The sequence below is a fragment of the Stenotrophomonas sp. SMYL41 genome (assembly GCF_036319965.1).
GTDB lineage: Bacteria > Pseudomonadota > Gammaproteobacteria > Xanthomonadales > Xanthomonadaceae > Stenotrophomonas > Stenotrophomonas maltophilia_R.
In genome coordinates this window covers 34,285-49,674 of record NZ_JAWIRX010000015.1, presented here as the reverse complement: position 1 = coordinate 49,674, position 15,390 = coordinate 34,285, and the positions used below count along the sequence as shown (strand labels likewise).

General features: G+C 66.8%; 18 protein-coding genes. 6 read left to right on the top strand and 12 right to left on the bottom strand.

The features are described from left to right. Positions 1-48 precede the first annotated feature (48 nt). A complete protein-coding gene (gene upp / locus V3B30_RS16615) occupies positions 49-681 on the top strand; it encodes a uracil phosphoribosyltransferase (RefSeq protein ID WP_005409099.1) in 633 nt (210 codons plus the stop codon). A 109-nt stretch (positions 682-790) separates the two neighbouring features. Here the strand turns inward: upp and V3B30_RS16610 are convergent, their stop codons facing one another. After that, positions 791-1,270: an SRPBCC family protein gene (locus V3B30_RS16610; protein ID WP_100471977.1), complete on the bottom strand. Its 480-nt coding sequence runs from the start codon at positions 1,268-1,270 to the stop codon at positions 791-793. Then, positions 1,242-1,610 (bottom strand): metalloregulator ArsR/SmtB family transcription factor, encoded by a 369-nt coding sequence (locus tag V3B30_RS16605; protein ID WP_315973635.1) that lies wholly within the window; start codon positions 1,608-1,610, stop codon positions 1,242-1,244. The genes V3B30_RS16610 and V3B30_RS16605 overlap by 29 nt, the downstream gene beginning before the upstream one ends. A 124-nt stretch (positions 1,611-1,734) precedes the next feature. On the opposite strand from V3B30_RS16605, the gene V3B30_RS16600 reads away from it, so the two are divergent. Then, on the top strand, positions 1,735-2,028 hold the full coding sequence (locus tag V3B30_RS16600; protein ID WP_262083914.1) for a PsiF family protein: 294 nt from the start codon (positions 1,735-1,737) through the stop codon (positions 2,026-2,028). A gap of 83 nt (positions 2,029-2,111) precedes the next feature. Here V3B30_RS16600 and V3B30_RS16595 read toward each other — a convergent pair whose 3' ends face one another. From V3B30_RS16595 to rsmD, 6 genes are all read right to left on the bottom strand, one after another. After that, on the bottom strand, positions 2,112-2,999 hold the full coding sequence (locus V3B30_RS16595) for an MBL fold metallo-hydrolase (protein ID WP_100471975.1): 888 nt from the start codon (positions 2,997-2,999) through the stop codon (positions 2,112-2,114). A 118-nt stretch (positions 3,000-3,117) separates the two neighbouring features. Continuing rightward, entirely contained in the window at positions 3,118-4,848 is a 1,731-nt protein-coding gene (ggt, locus tag V3B30_RS16590) for a gamma-glutamyltransferase (protein ID WP_262083915.1), read from the bottom strand. After that, a complete protein-coding gene (locus V3B30_RS16585) occupies positions 4,845-5,126 on the bottom strand; it encodes a YfhL family 4Fe-4S dicluster ferredoxin (protein ID WP_004153175.1) in 282 nt (93 codons plus the stop codon). Before V3B30_RS16585 ends, ggt begins: the two co-directional genes overlap by 4 nt. Positions 5,127-5,258: 132 nt before the next feature. After that, on the bottom strand, positions 5,259-5,750 hold the full coding sequence (locus V3B30_RS16580) for a hypothetical protein (protein ID WP_100471973.1): 492 nt from the start codon (positions 5,748-5,750) through the stop codon (positions 5,259-5,261). A gap of 59 nt (positions 5,751-5,809) precedes the next feature. After that, complete coding sequence (gene coaD / locus V3B30_RS16575) at positions 5,810-6,319, bottom strand: pantetheine-phosphate adenylyltransferase (protein ID WP_005416145.1); 510 nt, start codon at positions 6,317-6,319, stop codon at positions 5,810-5,812. Positions 6,320-6,345: 26 nt separating this feature from the next. After that, positions 6,346-6,924 carry a 16S rRNA (guanine(966)-N(2))-methyltransferase RsmD gene (gene rsmD, locus V3B30_RS16570; protein WP_262083916.1) on the bottom strand — a complete coding sequence of 193 codons (579 nt, stop codon included), beginning with the start codon at positions 6,922-6,924 and terminating at the stop codon, positions 6,346-6,348. A 605-nt stretch (positions 6,925-7,529) separates the two neighbouring features. Between rsmD and htpG the strand changes: the two genes are divergently transcribed. Next, positions 7,530-9,422 carry a molecular chaperone HtpG gene (gene htpG / locus V3B30_RS16565; RefSeq protein ID WP_262083917.1) on the top strand — a complete coding sequence of 631 codons (1,893 nt, stop codon included), beginning with the start codon at positions 7,530-7,532 and terminating at the stop codon, positions 9,420-9,422. Positions 9,423-9,562: 140 nt separating this feature from the next. Here htpG and V3B30_RS16560 read toward each other — a convergent pair whose 3' ends face one another. Then, a complete protein-coding gene (locus V3B30_RS16560) occupies positions 9,563-9,862 on the bottom strand; it encodes a flagellar basal body protein (protein WP_262083918.1) in 300 nt (99 codons plus the stop codon). Between the two features lie 129 nt (positions 9,863-9,991). On the opposite strand from V3B30_RS16560, the gene ftsY reads away from it, so the two are divergent. From ftsY to V3B30_RS16545, 3 genes are all read left to right on the top strand, one after another. Next, the gene (ftsY, locus tag V3B30_RS16555) at positions 9,992-11,305 is read left to right on the top strand and encodes a signal recognition particle-docking protein FtsY (protein ID WP_262083919.1); all 1,314 of its coding nucleotides are present in this window, start codon (positions 9,992-9,994) and stop codon (positions 11,303-11,305) included. 82 nt (positions 11,306-11,387) lie between these two features. Continuing rightward, positions 11,388-12,512: an A/G-specific adenine glycosylase gene (mutY, locus tag V3B30_RS16550; RefSeq protein WP_262083920.1), complete on the top strand. Its 1,125-nt coding sequence runs from the start codon at positions 11,388-11,390 to the stop codon at positions 12,510-12,512. 5 nt (positions 12,513-12,517) lie between these two features. After that, positions 12,518-12,787 (top strand): oxidative damage protection protein, encoded by a 270-nt coding sequence (locus V3B30_RS16545; protein ID WP_262083921.1) that lies wholly within the window; start codon positions 12,518-12,520, stop codon positions 12,785-12,787. 75 nt (positions 12,788-12,862) lie between these two features. On the opposite strand, the gene V3B30_RS16540 is transcribed toward V3B30_RS16545, so the two are convergent. The 3 genes from V3B30_RS16540 to V3B30_RS16530 all read right to left on the bottom strand — a co-directional run bounded on the left by V3B30_RS16540 (position 12,863) and on the right by V3B30_RS16530 (position 15,376). Beyond that, positions 12,863-13,321 (bottom strand): DUF6491 family protein, encoded by a 459-nt coding sequence (locus tag V3B30_RS16540; RefSeq protein WP_100471966.1) that lies wholly within the window; start codon positions 13,319-13,321, stop codon positions 12,863-12,865. A 107-nt stretch (positions 13,322-13,428) separates the two neighbouring features. Further along, positions 13,429-14,142 (bottom strand): lipoprotein-releasing ABC transporter ATP-binding protein LolD, encoded by a 714-nt coding sequence (lolD, locus tag V3B30_RS16535; protein ID WP_005409083.1) that lies wholly within the window; start codon positions 14,140-14,142, stop codon positions 13,429-13,431. Then, on the bottom strand, positions 14,135-15,376 hold the full coding sequence (locus V3B30_RS16530; RefSeq protein ID WP_087922239.1) for a lipoprotein-releasing ABC transporter permease subunit: 1,242 nt from the start codon (positions 15,374-15,376) through the stop codon (positions 14,135-14,137). Before V3B30_RS16530 ends, lolD begins: the two co-directional genes overlap by 8 nt. Between the last annotated feature and the right edge of the window lie 14 nt (positions 15,377-15,390).

Genomic DNA, 15,390 nt, shown 5'->3' with positions numbered 1-15,390 from the left:
CCATTCCGGCAAAATGGCGCCCTCTCTCCTTCTCCCCTCCTTCCGACCATGAAGATCGTCGAAGTGCGCCACCCGCTGGTGCAGCACAAGATCGGCCTGATGCGCAACGCCGCGCTCAGCACCAAGGATTTCCGCGAACTGGCCAACGAGCTGGGTACGCTGCTGGCCTACGAGGCCACCGCCGACCTGGACACCGAGCCGCACACCCTGCCGGGCTGGGCCGGCCCGGTCACCGTGCAGCGCATTGCCGGCGCCAAGATCACCGTGGTGCCGATCCTGCGTGCCGGCCTGGGCATGCTCAGCGGCGTGCTGTCGCTGATCCCGGCAGCCCGCGTCAGCGTGGTCGGCCTGCAGCGCGACGAGGAAACCCTGCAGCCGGTGCCCTACTTCGAGCGCCTGACCGGCCGCCTGGAAGAGCGCGATGCGCTGATCCTGGACCCGATGCTGGCCACCGGCGGCACCCTGATCGCCACCATCGACATGCTCAAGCGCGCCGGCGCCCGCCGCATCAAGGGCATCTTCCTGGTCGCCGCGCCTGAAGGCATCGAAGCGGTCAAGGCCGTGCACCCGGACGTGGAGATCTACACTGCGGCCATCGATGCCCAGCTCAACGACAAGGGTTACATCCTGCCGGGCCTGGGTGACGCCGGTGACCGTATCTTCGGTACCCGCGTCGGTTGATCCGGGGAACCGGGGTCAGAGCCCTTTCTGCGAAAGGGATCTGACCCCAACATCGCGGGGGTCGGATCCCTTTCGCAGAAAGGGCTCTGACCCCATCCCGCATTCCGGCCTACAGCCCGGCCGCGAAGATTTCCAGCTGTCCGATGACGGTGTTCCAGCCATCGAAGAAGCCCAGCTGCTCATGCTGGTCGCGCTGCGCCTTGTCCGGGTGCATTACCCGCGCCGTGTAGCGGCAGCCCTGCCCCTCGTCCTCCATGGTGATGATGGCGGTGAAGCCCAGCCAGGGTGACTGCGGTCGCCAGCCTGCGCCCAGCATCGAGGTGAACACCAAACGCTGCTGCGGCACGATCTCCAGGAAGCTGCCCGGATTGTCACTGCTGCCACCATCCGGGCCCTGCATGAAGGTGTGGAAGGCCCCGCCGGGGCGCAGGTCGAATGCGCGAACCTCAGTGGCCCAGGGTTTCGGGCACCACCATTGGCGCAGCAGCTCGGGGTCAGTCCAGGCCCGCCACAAGGCCGCGCGCGGTGCAGCCAGCACGCGGCTGATGACCAGATCGGTGTCAGGGTTGTTGCCTGCGTCTACGGCCATGGGCCTGCTCCTGTTGGTGATGCGTTTCGACGAATTCGACCATGCGGTCGGTGCGCGCTTCCCACGTCGCGCGCTGTTCGGCCAGCCACTGCTCGCCCTGGCGCAGCCGCGCCGGCACCAGTTCGCAGGTGCGCACGCGCCCTTGCTTGTAGCTGCGCACCACGCCGCTGCGCTCCAGCACGGCCAGGTGTTTCATCAGCGAGGGCAAGGCCATCTGGAAGGGCTCTGCCAGCATCGACACCGTGCACGGCCCCTGCCCCAGCGCGGCCACGATCGCGCAACGGGTCGGGTCGGCCAACGCCTGGAAGACTTGTTGAATGGCTGGAGAATACTTACCCATAAGGCTAAGCAATACGCCGATCCGGATACCGATGCAAGCAGGCGCGGCCGGGTGATGATTATTCACGTGGTCTTGCCATGCCGAAGCGAATGCTCCGCGCACCCGCCCCCGCTTGGAGCACCTGATGAAAGCCTCTTTCCTGCTGGCCGCCGTCCTGCTGGTCGGCCTGCCCCTGGCGGTCAACGCCACCACCCCGCAGCAACAGCGCATGGCCGAATGCTCGGCCAAGAACAAGGGCTTGAAGGGCGATGCCTACAAGACCGCGCAGAGTTCCTGCCTCAGTGGCCACGCCGCCGACGCCAAGCCGGCCAATGCGCAGCAGGAACGCATGCGCAAGTGCAACGCTGACGCGGGCGCCAGGAAGCTGGCCGGTGATGCGCGCAAGACCTTCATGAGCAGCTGCCTGAAGGCGTCTTGACGCCTGTCTCTGGCAGGGCGCCATCCACGCATGGCGTGGATCTGATGCGTCACGGGAAGGCCGGGCATCGCCCGGCCTTTTCATCAACCGAGGGCGCGCGCCTTCAGCTCGCCCTGCTCATGCAGGGTCACGAAACGCCCCTTGTCATCACGCCCCAGTTGCGCCAGCGCCACCTGCGGGTCATGGGTGAAGAACAGCCGCACGTTGCGTGCCAGCTTGTCTTCAAGGAACTGCCGCTTCTCGTCGATCAGCAGCTCGGCGTTGCGGTCGTAGCCCATGGTGATCGGCACGTGCACCCATGAGCGCCCTGGAATCAGGTCGGCACAGAACACCACGCCACCGTGCGCACCCTCGCCTGCATGCGCGTGACCGACGATCTCGGCCAGCATCAGCCCCGGCGTATGCCCGTCGCTGTAGCTGAAGCGCACGCTGTGGCCGAGTACCTTCGAGTACTCCCCATCCACCACTTCCAGCCGGCCACTTGCCTGCAGCAGGCCGGGCAGTTCCGGAATGAAGCTGGCCCGGTCACGCGGGTGCGGATGCACGGCGCGCTGCCAATGCTGTGCGCCGACCACATAGGTTGCGTTGGGGAACAGCAACTCGGGCTCACGCCCTTCGCTCCATGCCGCCAGCAGGCCGCCGGCATGATCGAAGTGCAGGTGGCTGAGCACCACGACATCGATGTCCTCGTGTTCGAAGCCGGCTTCGCGCAACGAATCGATCAGCACGTGCTGGCTTTCCTGCACGCCATAGCGCTCACGCATGCGCGGATCGAAGAACGCCCCGATACCGGTTTCAAACAGCACCGTCTTGCCTTCCAGCGGGCTGGCCAGCAGCGCACGGCAGGCCAGCTCGATGCGATTGAGCTCGTCCGGTGCCGCCCATTTTTCCCACAACGCACGCGGTGCGTTGCCGAACATCGCGCCGCCATCAAGGCGCTGCGAATTTCCACGAATAGACCAGAGTTTCATGCGTCGATTATCGGCGCCTGCTCGTTAAATAATCGCTAGAAAGGAAACTGAAAACCCCGCCGTGTGGCGGGATTTCGGGGATCTGCCTGATTGACGGCCAGCGGCCAGCACAACCGGATCAGCGTGCCGGCACGACCTGGGCACTGCCCACCGGGTTGCGTGGGTCGCTACCGCCGTACAGCTTGTTCGCCTTGCGGTCCCATTCCACGGTCTGCAGGTTGCCCCACACATGACTGGAACCGCGGCCGCCTGCGGCGACGTCACCCGGCAGGTCGATCTTGTGGCCCATCGCCTGCAACTGCTTCACGGTCGCCGCGTCGAACGCATCGTCCTCGGCTTCGATCAGGTCCGGCAGCCACTGGTGGTGATAGCGCGGGAGCGCCGCCACCTGCTGCGCATCCAGGCCGGCGTCGTAACCAAGGATGCCCAGCAGCACCATGGTAATGATGCGGCTGCCACCCGGCGTGCCCAGCACCACCACCTTGTCGGCGTTCTCCATGAAGGTCGGCGTCATCGAGCTGAGCATGCGCTTGCCCGCCTTCGGCGCATTGGCCTCATAGCCCATCACGCCGAACGCATTGGGCGTGCCCGGCTTCAGCGCGAAGTCGTCCATCTCGTTGTTCAGCAGCACACCGGTGCCCTTGGGAATCAGCCCCGAGCCATACAACAGGTTGACGGTCTGGGTGGCGCCGACACGGTTGCCATCACGGTCGATGATCGAGAAGTGCGTGGTCTCGTCGTCTTCCAGCGGCGTCGGGTTGCCCGACAACAGGTCGCTGGGCGTGGCCTTCTCCGGATGGATGGTGGCCCGCAGGCCCTGTGCGTAGTCCTTGCTGGTCAGCACCTTCTGCGGGATCTGCACGAAGTCCGGGTCGCCGAGGAAGAAGGTTCGGTCGCGGTAGGCGCGACGCATCGACTCCACCACTAGGTGGGTGCGATGCGCCGGGTCCATCTTCCTGATGTCCCAACCTTCCAGGATCTGCAGCATGCTGGCCAGCGCGATACCACCGGACGACGGCGGCGGCGCGGTGGTGATCTTCCAGCCGTTGTAGTTGAACACGATCGGTTCGCGCTGCTTCACGCGGTAGCCGGCCAGCTCTTCAGCGGTCCACTTGCCGCCGGCCTGCCTCACGCCGTCCAGCAACAGCTTTCCGGTCTGGCCCTTGTAGAAGCCATCGAAGCCGCCTGCGGCCAGCCGCTCCAGCGCCTGCGCCAGTTCCGGCTGCTTGAACAGGTCACCGCTGGCGATCGGCTTGCCGTTGCGCAGGTAGACCTCGCGCGTGCCGGGGTAGCGCTCCATCACTTCGCGGCGCGAGGCATAGCCCTTGGCCATGCGCTCGTACACCGGAAAGCCTTCACGGGCGACACGGATCGCCGGCTGCAGCGAAGCCGACAGCGGCAGCTTGCCGTGCTTGGCCGACAGTTCGACCAGCGCTGCGGGCAGGCCCGGGATACCGGCTGACCAGGCGCCGTTGACCGAGCGGTCGCGGTCGAGGTTGCCCTGCTTGTCGAGGAACGCCTGCGGGGTTGCCGAGGCCGGCGCGATCTCGCGCGCATCCAGCATCAGGTCCTTGCCAGTGGCAGCGTCATGCAACAGGAAGAAGCCACCTCCGCCCAGCCCAGAGCTGATCGGCTCCACCACCGCCAGCGTGGATGACACCGCCACGGCGGCGTCGAAGGCGTTGCCGCCCTGCGCCAGGATGTCGATGCCGGCCTGGGTGGCCAGCGCGTGGCCGCTGGCAATGGCCGCGCCATCGGGGCGTTCGGCGCGGGCCGGGCTGTCGGCCCAGGCGATCGGACTCAGCAGCAGGCCGAGCAGCAGCAGGGGGCGGACGATCAACGTCTTCATTCGGATGGGGGCTCCGCATAGAGTTCGGGGTGATCGTGCTGCAGCTGGCGCAGCTTGGCCAGCAGCTGGTCTTCCGTTTCCACGATCTCCGGATCCGGATCGATGCACTCGACCGGGCAGACGACCACGCACTGTGGTTCGTCGAAATGACCCACGCATTCGGTGCAGCGCGCAGGGTCGATCACGTAGATGGTTTCACCCATCGCAATGGCCTGGTTCGGGCAGGCCGGCTCGCATACGTCGCAGTTGACGCAGAGCTCATTGATTTTCAGCGACACGGCGATACTCCTCGCCCGCGCCCTGGGACAAAGGACCGGCCAGCGCGGGCGCGCGGGCCGGTCAGGTCATCGGCGGCGTCTTTGCGGTGCGCCGCCCGGGCCATGCCGGAGCATGGCCGCCATGGCTGGGTATTACTTGGCTTCGACAAAAATGTACTCGGCACCGGTCGGCTGGATCGCAGCCTGCACGCGGGCGTTGTCGGCCGACTGGCCGATGAAGACGACGCGCACGCCCTTCATCGAATCCGGCGACACGTCCTTGAACACGGCCTGGATCATGTCAGCCATCTTGCCCGAGGCCGACGAGCCGAAGGCCAGCATGTTGCCCGGCTGCACGCCACGGGCCACGGCCTGGGTGGCGCTTTCGGTCTGGCGCTCGTACTTGGCCTGGAAGTCCGGGTCCGATTCCGGCGAGAGGTAGTACAGGAACGGGCTGTTGGTGATGTTGCCCATGTTCTGGATGGCCACTTCCTGCAGGTACTTCTTCCAGCCTGCATCGTCGTCCTTGGACGGAGCGACCAGGGCCTGCTTGGCCTCGTCGACCGGAGCGGCCTCTTCCTTCTTGCAGGCGGTGAAGGCCAGGGCCAACGAAGCGATCAGCATCGCGCGCGTGGTGGTGTTCATGGGTTTCCTCCCGGAATGGTGCGTGGTGTTGTACGTAATGGGGTGCGGGTACAGCGGGCTTACGACTGTGCTGCCTTCGCTTCGCGGACCTTGCGCAGGGCTTCGAGCACCGCGGCCGGCACGAAACCGGACACGTCGCCGCCCAGGCGCGCGATCTCGCGGACCAGCGAGGACGAAATGAAGCTGTGCTGCTCGGCCGGGGTCAGGAACAGGGTCTCGACCTCGGGGATCAGATGGCGGTTCATGCTGGCCATCTGGAACTCGTACTCGAAATCGGACACCGCGCGCAGGCCGCGCAGCAGCACCCCGCCCTGGACCGAACGTACGAAATGGGCCAGCAGGGTATCGAAGCCGATGACTTCGACATTGCCGTGGTGGGCCAAGGCGCCACGCGCCAGCTGCACGCGCTGCTCCAGCGGCAGCGCCGGGCCCTTGGACGGGCTCTGCGCCACGCCGACCACGACCTTTTCAAACAGCGGCGCGGCGCGGCTCACCAGGTCGATATGACCATTGGTGATCGGGTCGAACGTGCCGGGATAGACGGCGATGCGGCGGTTGGCCACGGTCATGGGCGGATGCAGATGTTCAGATGAGGTCAAAGTGTAGCAGTGGCGCGGCGGTACAGGGCAAAGCGCACCTCGCGGGTGCCGCCCTCGCGGTGCAGCAGCCAGTCCGGCGGCAGCACCGGCACGTGGCCGGCCGGCGATTCCAGGTACAGCCAGGCATCGGCGGCCAGGTGCCGGGGCAGCTGGGCCAGCACGTCCTGCCACAGGCCATCGGCAAACGGCGGGTCGATGAAGACCAGGTCGGCCTGCTGCGCGGGCGCGCCCTGCAGCCAGCGCAGGGCATCGGCCTGCACGACGGTGATCTGGTCGCTGGCCTGCAGCTTGGCCACCGCGGCGGTCAGGTTGCGGCCCAGCTGCGCATCGCGCTCGACCAGGGTGGCATGCGCGGCACCGCGCGAGACCGCCTCCAGGCCCAGTGCGCCACTGCCGGCGAACAGGTCCAGCACCCGCGCACCGCCGAGCCTGGGCATCAGCCAGTTGAAAAGGGTCTCGCGCACGCGATCGCCGCTGGGCCGAAGGCCCAGCAGGGTCGGCACCGGCAGGCGGGTATTGCGCCAGCGCCCGCCGATGATGCGGACCTGGCCGTCATTGCCCCCACGGCCGCTCATCGGCGCCCCCGGCGGAGGTTGTTCGAGAAATTCAGCATGAGCGGGATTGTAGTTCGGCCGGGCGGCGCCCGGGGACGCGCCAACGCATGCGCGCTGTCGCTCCCACGCTTCGCTGCGCGAAACGCGGGCCCCACTTACCATCTTCCACACCCCCGCCGCTTCGCGGCCGCCCCCTAACTCAGGGGGGCTCTACCCAAGACGCGATCCGATGCCCGACATACAGGTGGGGTCAGATCCGTTTTCCTGCGGAAAACGGATCTGACCCCATTTGATGTATCGATATCTGACAAATGTGTCGACCAAGGTCGACACCTACCAACAGCCGCGTGAACCTGTCAGAGGCGGGGCACTGTGGGTTCGCGGGGTGTGAGCCGCATGGATGCGGCGACCAAGGCTACATGGACGTACTTGCGCCGTCCCCGCGAACCCACAGTGCCCCGCCATCCCACGGAATGCCGCTCTGGCTCTGGCTTTGGCAGTTGCAGTTGCACTGAGCGGGTGCCGGGCGCAGCCCGGCCGACCAACCCCTTGATTTCGGGACAATCAGCCATACCCCTTGGCGAGGCCGCACGCGCTGGCGCGGCATTGCACACGGAGCCTTATCGATGACCGAGACCCCCCAGACCGAAACCCTTGGCTTCCAGACCGAAGTCAAGCAGCTGCTGCAGCTGATGATCCACTCGCTGTATTCCAACAAGGAGATCTTCCTGCGCGAGCTGGTCTCCAACGCCGCCGACGCCGCCGACAAGCTGCGCTTCGAGGCCCTGACCCAGCCGGCCCTGCTGGAAGGCGACAGCGAACTGCGCGTGCGCGTCAGCTTCGACCCTGCCGCCCACACCATCACCATCGAAGACAACGGCATCGGCATGAGCCGTGCCGAAGCCATCGCCCACCTGGGCACCATCGCCAAGTCCGGCACCGGCGACTTCCTGCGCCAGCTGTCCGGCGACCAGAAGAAGGATTCGCAGCTGATCGGCCAGTTCGGCGTGGGTTTCTACAGCGCCTTCATCGTCGCCGACGAAGTGGAAGTGACCTCGCGCCGCGCCGGCCTGGCTGCAGGCGAAGGCGTGCGCTGGACCTCGCGCGGCGAAGGCGATTTCGAAGTGGCCACCGTCGACAAGGCCGAACGCGGTACCCGCATCGTGCTGCACCTGAAGGACGGCGAGCACGATTTCGCCGATGGCTGGCGCCTGCGCAGCATCCTCAAGAAGTACTCGGACCACATCGGCCTGCCGATCCAGATGCCCAAGGAGGGCGGCGAAGAAGGCGCAGCGGTCGAGTGGGAAACGGTCAACCGCGCCAGCGCACTGTGGACCCGTCCGCGCACTGAAATCAGCGATGCCGAGTACACCGAGTTCTACAAGCACGTCGCGCACGACCACAGCGACCCGCTGGCGTGGAGCCACAACAAGGTCGAGGGCAAGCTGGAATACACCTCGCTGCTGTACGTGCCGGGCCGCGCGCCGTTCGACCTGTACCACCGCGATGCGCCCAAGGGCTTGAAGTTGTACGTGCAGCGCGTGTTCGTGATGGACCAGGCCGAGCAGTTCCTGCCGCTGTACCTGCGCTTCATCAAGGGCGTGGTCGATTCCAACGACCTGTCGCTGAACGTCTCGCGCGAGATCCTGCAGTCTGGTCCGGTCATCGATTCGATGAAGTCGGCGCTGACCAAGCGCTCGCTGGACATGCTGGAGAAGCTGGCCGCCGACAAGCCGGAGCAGTACGCCACGTTCTGGAAGGAATTCGGCCAGGTGCTGAAGGAAGGCCCGGCCGAGGACTACAACAACCGCGAGAAGGTGGCCGGCCTGCTGCGCTTCGCCTCCACCCGTGGCGACGGCGATGCACAGAGCGTGTCGCTGGCCGATTACCTCGGCCGCATGGCCGAAGGCCAGGACAAGATCTATTACCTGACCGGCGAAAGCTACAGCCAGGTACGCAACAGCCCGCACCTGGAAGTGTTCCGCAAGAAGGGCGTGGAAGTGCTGCTGCTGACCGACCGCATCGACGAGTGGCTGATGGGCTACCTGACCGATTTCGACGGCAAGGGCTTCGTCGACATTGCCCGTGGCGACCTCGACCTGGGCGCGCTGGAAACCGAAGCGGACAAGCAGGAACAGGAAGCGGCGGCCAAGGACAAGCAGGGCCTGGTCGAGCGCCTGAAGACGGTGCTGGGCGATGACGTGGCCGAAGTGCGCGTCTCGCACCGCCTGACCGATTCGCCGGCGGTGCTGGCCATCGGCGAACAGGACCTGGGCCTGCAGATGCGCCAGATCCTGGAAGCCAGCGGGCAGAAGGTGCCGGAGAGCAAGCCGGTCCTGGAGATCAACCCGGGCCACCCGCTGATCGCCAAGCTGGATGCCGAAGCCGATGGCGCGCGCTTCGACGACCTCGGCCGGGTGCTGTTCGACCAGGCCGCACTGGCCGCGGGTGACAGCCTGAAGGATCCGGGTGCCTACGTGGCGCGCCTGAACAAGCTGCTGCTGGAGCTGTCGGCCTGATCGAGGCAGTGGTCGCCGGGCATGGCCCGGCGCTGCTTTGGCAGGTGCCAACCTTGGTTGGCACTGCTGCCCTGGTAGAGACCAACCTTGGTTGGCGCCCCAAAAGCGTGCCAACCAAGGTTGGCAGCTGCCGAGGGGGTTCAGGCCTCGCGATCCAGCAGCGATCCCAGCATCTGGTCCTGGCGGCGGATCACCGCAGCATTGGCGGCGAAGGCCACCACCTCTGCTTTCGCGGCCAAAAGATCCCCCAATGGCGCACGAGGATCGGTGCCGGCGGGGAACGCCGCGGCCTGTACCCCGCCCTGCTCCGCAGTACCGCGCTGCAACTGCAGGCGCTGGGCATCCGGGGTCGCCAGGTTGGCCACGTTGTGCGCGGCCACCTGGACGCCCTGCTGGGCCGCCTGCATCCCACTGAGAGCAATTCCCATCACGTTGTTCATGGCGGTCTCCGGGCCGCCCTGCGCAGCCCTCCGGACCGGTTAACGGCGGGCAGGCCGCGATGTTGAGTCCACATCGGCCCGACAGGCCCGAGTGGTAGCATATCCCCCTGATTTCAGCGCCTTTTGCCAATGCTCAGTTTTTTCCGCCGCAAGAAGCCCCAGGATGCCCCCGCAGCGGAGGCTCCCAAGACCCAGCACTACTCGGCTGAAGAGCTGGCGGCGGCATTCCCGTCCGCAGCCCCGGTCGAAGAAGCCCCGGCCGCTCCGGTAGCCGCTCCGAACACGTCCGAGGCTGCCACGCCCGCGCCGACGCCTGCACCGGCGCCCGTCGCAGTGCCCGAAGCGCCGGCCGCCGCACCGGCACCGCCGGCTGCGGAACGCGTCATCGCTGCGGAGGACTTCGAAGCCGAGGCCCTGGCTGCGGCCGCCGTGCTCGCACCGCTGGCCCCGGTCATCCCGGCCGAAGCGCCGGCCACGCCTGCGACTGACCTGCCGGTGCTGGTCGATGCCGCCCCGGCCCCGGCCGGCAAGCCTGGCTGGCGCGAACGCCTGCGCAACAGCGTCATCGCACGCAGCTTCGGCGGCCTGTTCTCGCGCAACCCCAAGCTCGACGACGACCTGCTGGACGAGCTGGAAACCGCACTGATCACCGCCGACGTCGGCGTAGGTGCCACCACCGACCTGGTCGAGGGCCTGCGCAAGCGCATGAAGTCGCGCGAATTCGCTGACGCCAATGCGCTGCTGGCCGCGCTGCGCGCCGAGCTGATCGCGATCCTGCAGCCGGTGGCCAAGCCGCTGGTGATCGACCGCACTGCCAAGCCTTTCGTGGTACTGACCGTCGGCGTCAACGGCGTCGGCAAGACCACCACCATCGGCAAGCTGGCCAAGCGCTTCAAGGATGACGGCCACAGCCTGATGCTGGCCGCCGGCGATACCTTCCGTGCCGCCGCCGTGGCCCAGCTGCAGGCCTGGGGCGAGCGCAACGGCGTGGCCGTGGTCGCGCAGGGGCAGAACGCCGATGCTGCTTCGGTGGCATTCGATGCGTTGCAGGCCGGCAAGGCCCGTGGCACCTCGGTGCTGATCGCCGACACCGCAGGCCGCCTGCACACCCAGTCCGGCCTGATGAACGAGCTGGGCAAGATCCGCCGCGTGCTCGGCAAGATCGACCCCACCGCACCCCACGAAGTGCTGATGGTGATCGACGGCACCACCGGCCAGAACGCGCTGTCGCAGCTGCGCCAGTTCAATGCCGCAGTGAACGTGACCGGCCTGGTAGTGACCAAGCTGGACGGCACTGCCAAGGGCGGCGTGGTGTTCGCGCTGGCCCGCGAGTTCGGCATTCCGATCCGCTTCGCCGGCATTGGCGAGCGCCCGGAAGACCTGCGCGTGTTCGACCCGGAAGCCTTCGTCGACGCCCTGCTGCCCGAAGCGCTGGGTGCCTGATACACCGCGCAGCCACGCATGGCGTGGCTCTACTGCACCCTGGTAGAGCCACCCCACCGGTGGCTGCCTCTCTGGAACGCCAATGCCCCGCCAGCCGCACGCCAGCGCCGAGACTGCAGAACGCGATGGTTTCGTCGCCCGCCTGCTGCACTGGTTCGACGACCACGGCCGCCACGACCTGCCCTGGCAGCACCCGCGCAGCCCCTACCGGGTCTGGCTGTCGGAAATCATGCTGCAGCAGACCCAGGTGACCACGGTCATCCCGTACTTCCAGCGGTTCCTGCAGCACTTCCCGACCCTGCCCGACCTTGCCGCCGCTAGCAATGACGCGGTGATGGCGCAGTGGGCCGGGCTCGGCTACTACGCCCGTGCACGCAACCTGCATGCCGCTGCAAAGCGCTGCGTGGAACTGCACGACGGCGATCTGCCACGTGACTTCGATGCATTGCATGCGCTGCCTGGAATCGGCCGCAGCACCGCCGGCGCGATCCTCAGCCAGGCCTGGAATGACCCGTTCGCGATCCTCGATGGCAACGTCAAGCGCGTGCTCAGCCGCTACCACGGCATCGAGGGCTTCCCCGGCCTTCCCACCATTGAAAAGCGGCTGTGGGCGATCGCCGAGGCACACGTGGCACAGGTGCCGGAGGGGCGCATGGCCGATTACACCCAGGCACAGATGGACCTGGGCGCGACCGTGTGCAGCCGTGCCAAACCCGCCTGCGTGATCTGCCCGCTGCAGGATGACTGCGTGGCCCGGCGCGAAGGCCGCACTGCCGAACTGCCGACGCCCAAGCCCAGCAAGACCCTGCCCGAACGTGAAGCAGTGGCGCTGCTGCTGCGCGACGCACAGCAGCGCGTGCTTCTGCAGAAGCGACCGGACAGCGGCATCTGGGCGCAGCTGTGGACGCTGCCGCAGGCCGAGGCCGGCAGCGAGCTGCAGGACTGGTTCGACGCGCACGTTGAAGGCTCTCTGGAAGACGCCGAGGAGCTGCCGTTGCTGCAGCACACCTTCAGCCACTACAAACTGCACCTGCAGGTACTGTCGCGGCAGGTACACGGCCTGCGCGTGGAAGAACCCACGCTGCGCTGGGTGGCCGCCGACGAACTGCCCGCGCTGGGCCTGCCGGCACCGATCCGCAAACTGCTCGACGGCGCCACGATCAAGGCGCCGAAACGAAAATCCACGAAAACCCGCAACCACGAGTGAGCGCCATGCCCCGAAACGTCTTCTGCCAGTACGAACAACGCGATGCCGAGGGCCTGGACTTCGTGCCCTACCCCGGCGAGCTGGGCCAGCGCATCTTCAACAACATCGGCAAGCAGGCCTGGGCCGCGTGGCTGGCGCACCAGACCATGCTGATCAACGAGAACCGTCTGTCACCGCGCACGCCTGAACATCGTGCGTTCCTCGAGGGCGAGCTGGTCAAGTTTCTGTTCGAGAAGGACGCGGAAAAGCCTGCCGGCTTCACCCCTGTAGCCTGACAACAAAAAGGGGTACGGAGAGGATCAAGCCGCTTGTGCCGCAAACGACTTGATCCTCTCCGTCCCCTTTTCTGATCATTTCGCCGGTGCGGCACCTTCCTCGCGCTCCTGCACCTGCGCCTGGCGCAGTTCCTGCTCGGAGGCACGCAGTGCCTTCACGTCCAGCCTGCGGATGCTGTTGATGAAGCACGGCAGGCGCGGGCCGCCGGTGGGGTCGCGCACCAGCACCTTGTCGAAGCGCGCCGAAACCCGGTTCATCCGACTGGTCAGGCCGATGGCGGTGGCATACGGCAGATCCTGGCACGGACCATTCAGCTCCAGCAGATAGGCTTCGCTGGGGCGCGTCCACACCGCCAGCGCGCTGTCACCCAGCTCGGTCCAGCCATTGAGGCTGCCGAAGAACTGCATGTCGCTCTGCGGCGCGCCGGCGTGGGCACGGTACAGATCCAGTTTCTCGGTACTGCTGAGCCGGCCGGTCGTCGCGCAGGCGGCCAGCGCCAGGCAGAGTCCGGCGATCAGGATCGGGGTCTTCATGGCGATCTCCTCGGGGAACCTGCTGCGATCATGCGCCGACCGACGTGCGGCCGGCGCGATGGCAGGTAAACCCGTTCAGGCGCCGGGAGGCGGCCGTTGCCGGCCGCTCAGACGTCGGCGTGGGCCAGTGCGTGCAGGCGACCTTCGCGCAGCTCCAGCACGCGATCGAGGCGGCGCGCCAGGCTGCGGTCGTGGGTGACCAGCACCAGGCTGGTATGGCGCGCGCGGTTGAGTTCCAGCATCAGCTCGAACACGGTCGCAGCGGTGCGGTCATCCAGGTTGCCGGTCGGCTCATCACCCAGCACGCAGGCCGGATGGTTCACCAGCGCACGCGCAACGGCCGCACGCTGGCGCTCACCGCCGGACAGCTCGCCCGGCTTGTGGTCCAGGCGATGGCCGAGGCCGACCGCTTCCAGCAGCGTGGTGGCCCGGCTGCTCGCTTCGGCCACGGCGGTGCCGGCCAGCAGCACCGGCATCATCACGTTTTCCAGCGCAGTGAACTCGGGAAGCAGATGGTGGAACTGGTACACAAAGCCCAGCGCCTGGTTGCGCAGCAGGCCGCGCGCGGTATCCGACAGCGCCGACATGCGCTGGCCGGTCACGTAGACCTCACCCGCAGTCGGAATGTCGAGGCCACCCAGCAGATGCAGCAGCGTGCTCTTGCCGGCACCGGACGCACCGATGATCGCCACCGTTTCGCCGGCGGTCACGGTCAGGTCCAGGCCGTCGAACACCGGGGTCTGCATGCGCCCCTCGGCGTAGGTCTTGCCCAGTGCTTCGGCGCGGATCACTTCATCGCCGCGGTTGAAGACCTTATTCATAACGCAGGGCCTCCGCCGGCTGGGTGCGTGCTGCCCGCCAGGCGGGATACAGGGTGGCCAGGAAACTCATCAGCAGTGCGACCACGGTGATCGCCACCACGTCGCCGGTCTGCATGTCGGTCGGCAGGCCGGTGATGTAGTAGACGTCCTCCGGCAGCAGCTTGACGTTGAACACGCTCTCGATGGCGCCGAGAATCCGCTCCAGGTTGAGGGTCAGGGTGATGCCGCCGATCAGGCCGGCCAGCGTGCCGAAGATGCCGATCAGCGAACCCTGCACCATGAACACCTGCATCACCCCGCCCGGGGTCAGGCCCAGCGTGCGCAGGATGGCGATGTCGGCCTGCTTGTCGGTCACCAGCATCACCTGCGAGGACACCAGGTTGAAGGCACCCATGGCGATGATCAGCGACAGCAGGATGCCCATCACCACCTTTTCCATGCGCAGCGAGTGGTAGAGGTTGGCGTTCTGCTGGGTCCAGTCACTCACCCGGTACGCACCGCCGAGGCTCTGCGCCAGGTCCACGCCCACTTCCAGCGAGCGGTCCATGTCGTGCAGTTTCAGCCGCACGCCGGTGGCACCGTCGCTGCGCAGCACGCGCTCCAGGTCCTGCATGTTGGCAAAGCCCACGCCGCGGTCGACCTCGTTGTAGCCGGCCTCGAAGATGCCACTGACGGTGAAGCGTTTCATCCGCGGCACTGCGCCGGCAGGCGTGCCCTGCACCTCGGCGAAGGTCACCAGCACCTGGTCGCCCACGTCCACGCCCAGCCAGATCGCCAGCTCCTTGCCCAGCAGCAGGTTGAAGCTGCCTGGCTTGAGGCTGTCATAGCTGCCCTTGGTGACCTTCTTGTCGATCACCGACACCTTCGGCTCCAGCGCCGGATCGATGCCCTGGATGATCGCGCCCTGCACGCGCGGGCCGCTGATCATCGACTGGATCTCGATGTACGGCGCGGCACCGGCCACGCGCGGGTCCTTGCCGGCGATGTCGACCACGCGCATCCAGTCCGGCATCGGCTCGCCGTCGCGGCTGATGGTGGTGTGCGCGGTCATCTGCAGCAGGCGGCTGCGGATTTCCTTCTGGAAACCGCTCATCACGGCCAGGGTGGTGATCAGCACCGTAACCCCGAGCGCGATGCCCAGGATCGATGCCATCGAGATGAAGGAGATGAAGCCGTTGCGGCGCTTGGCGCGCAGGTAGCGCAGGCCGATGGCCACGGGAATGGGTTTGAACATGCAGGCACGCCGGT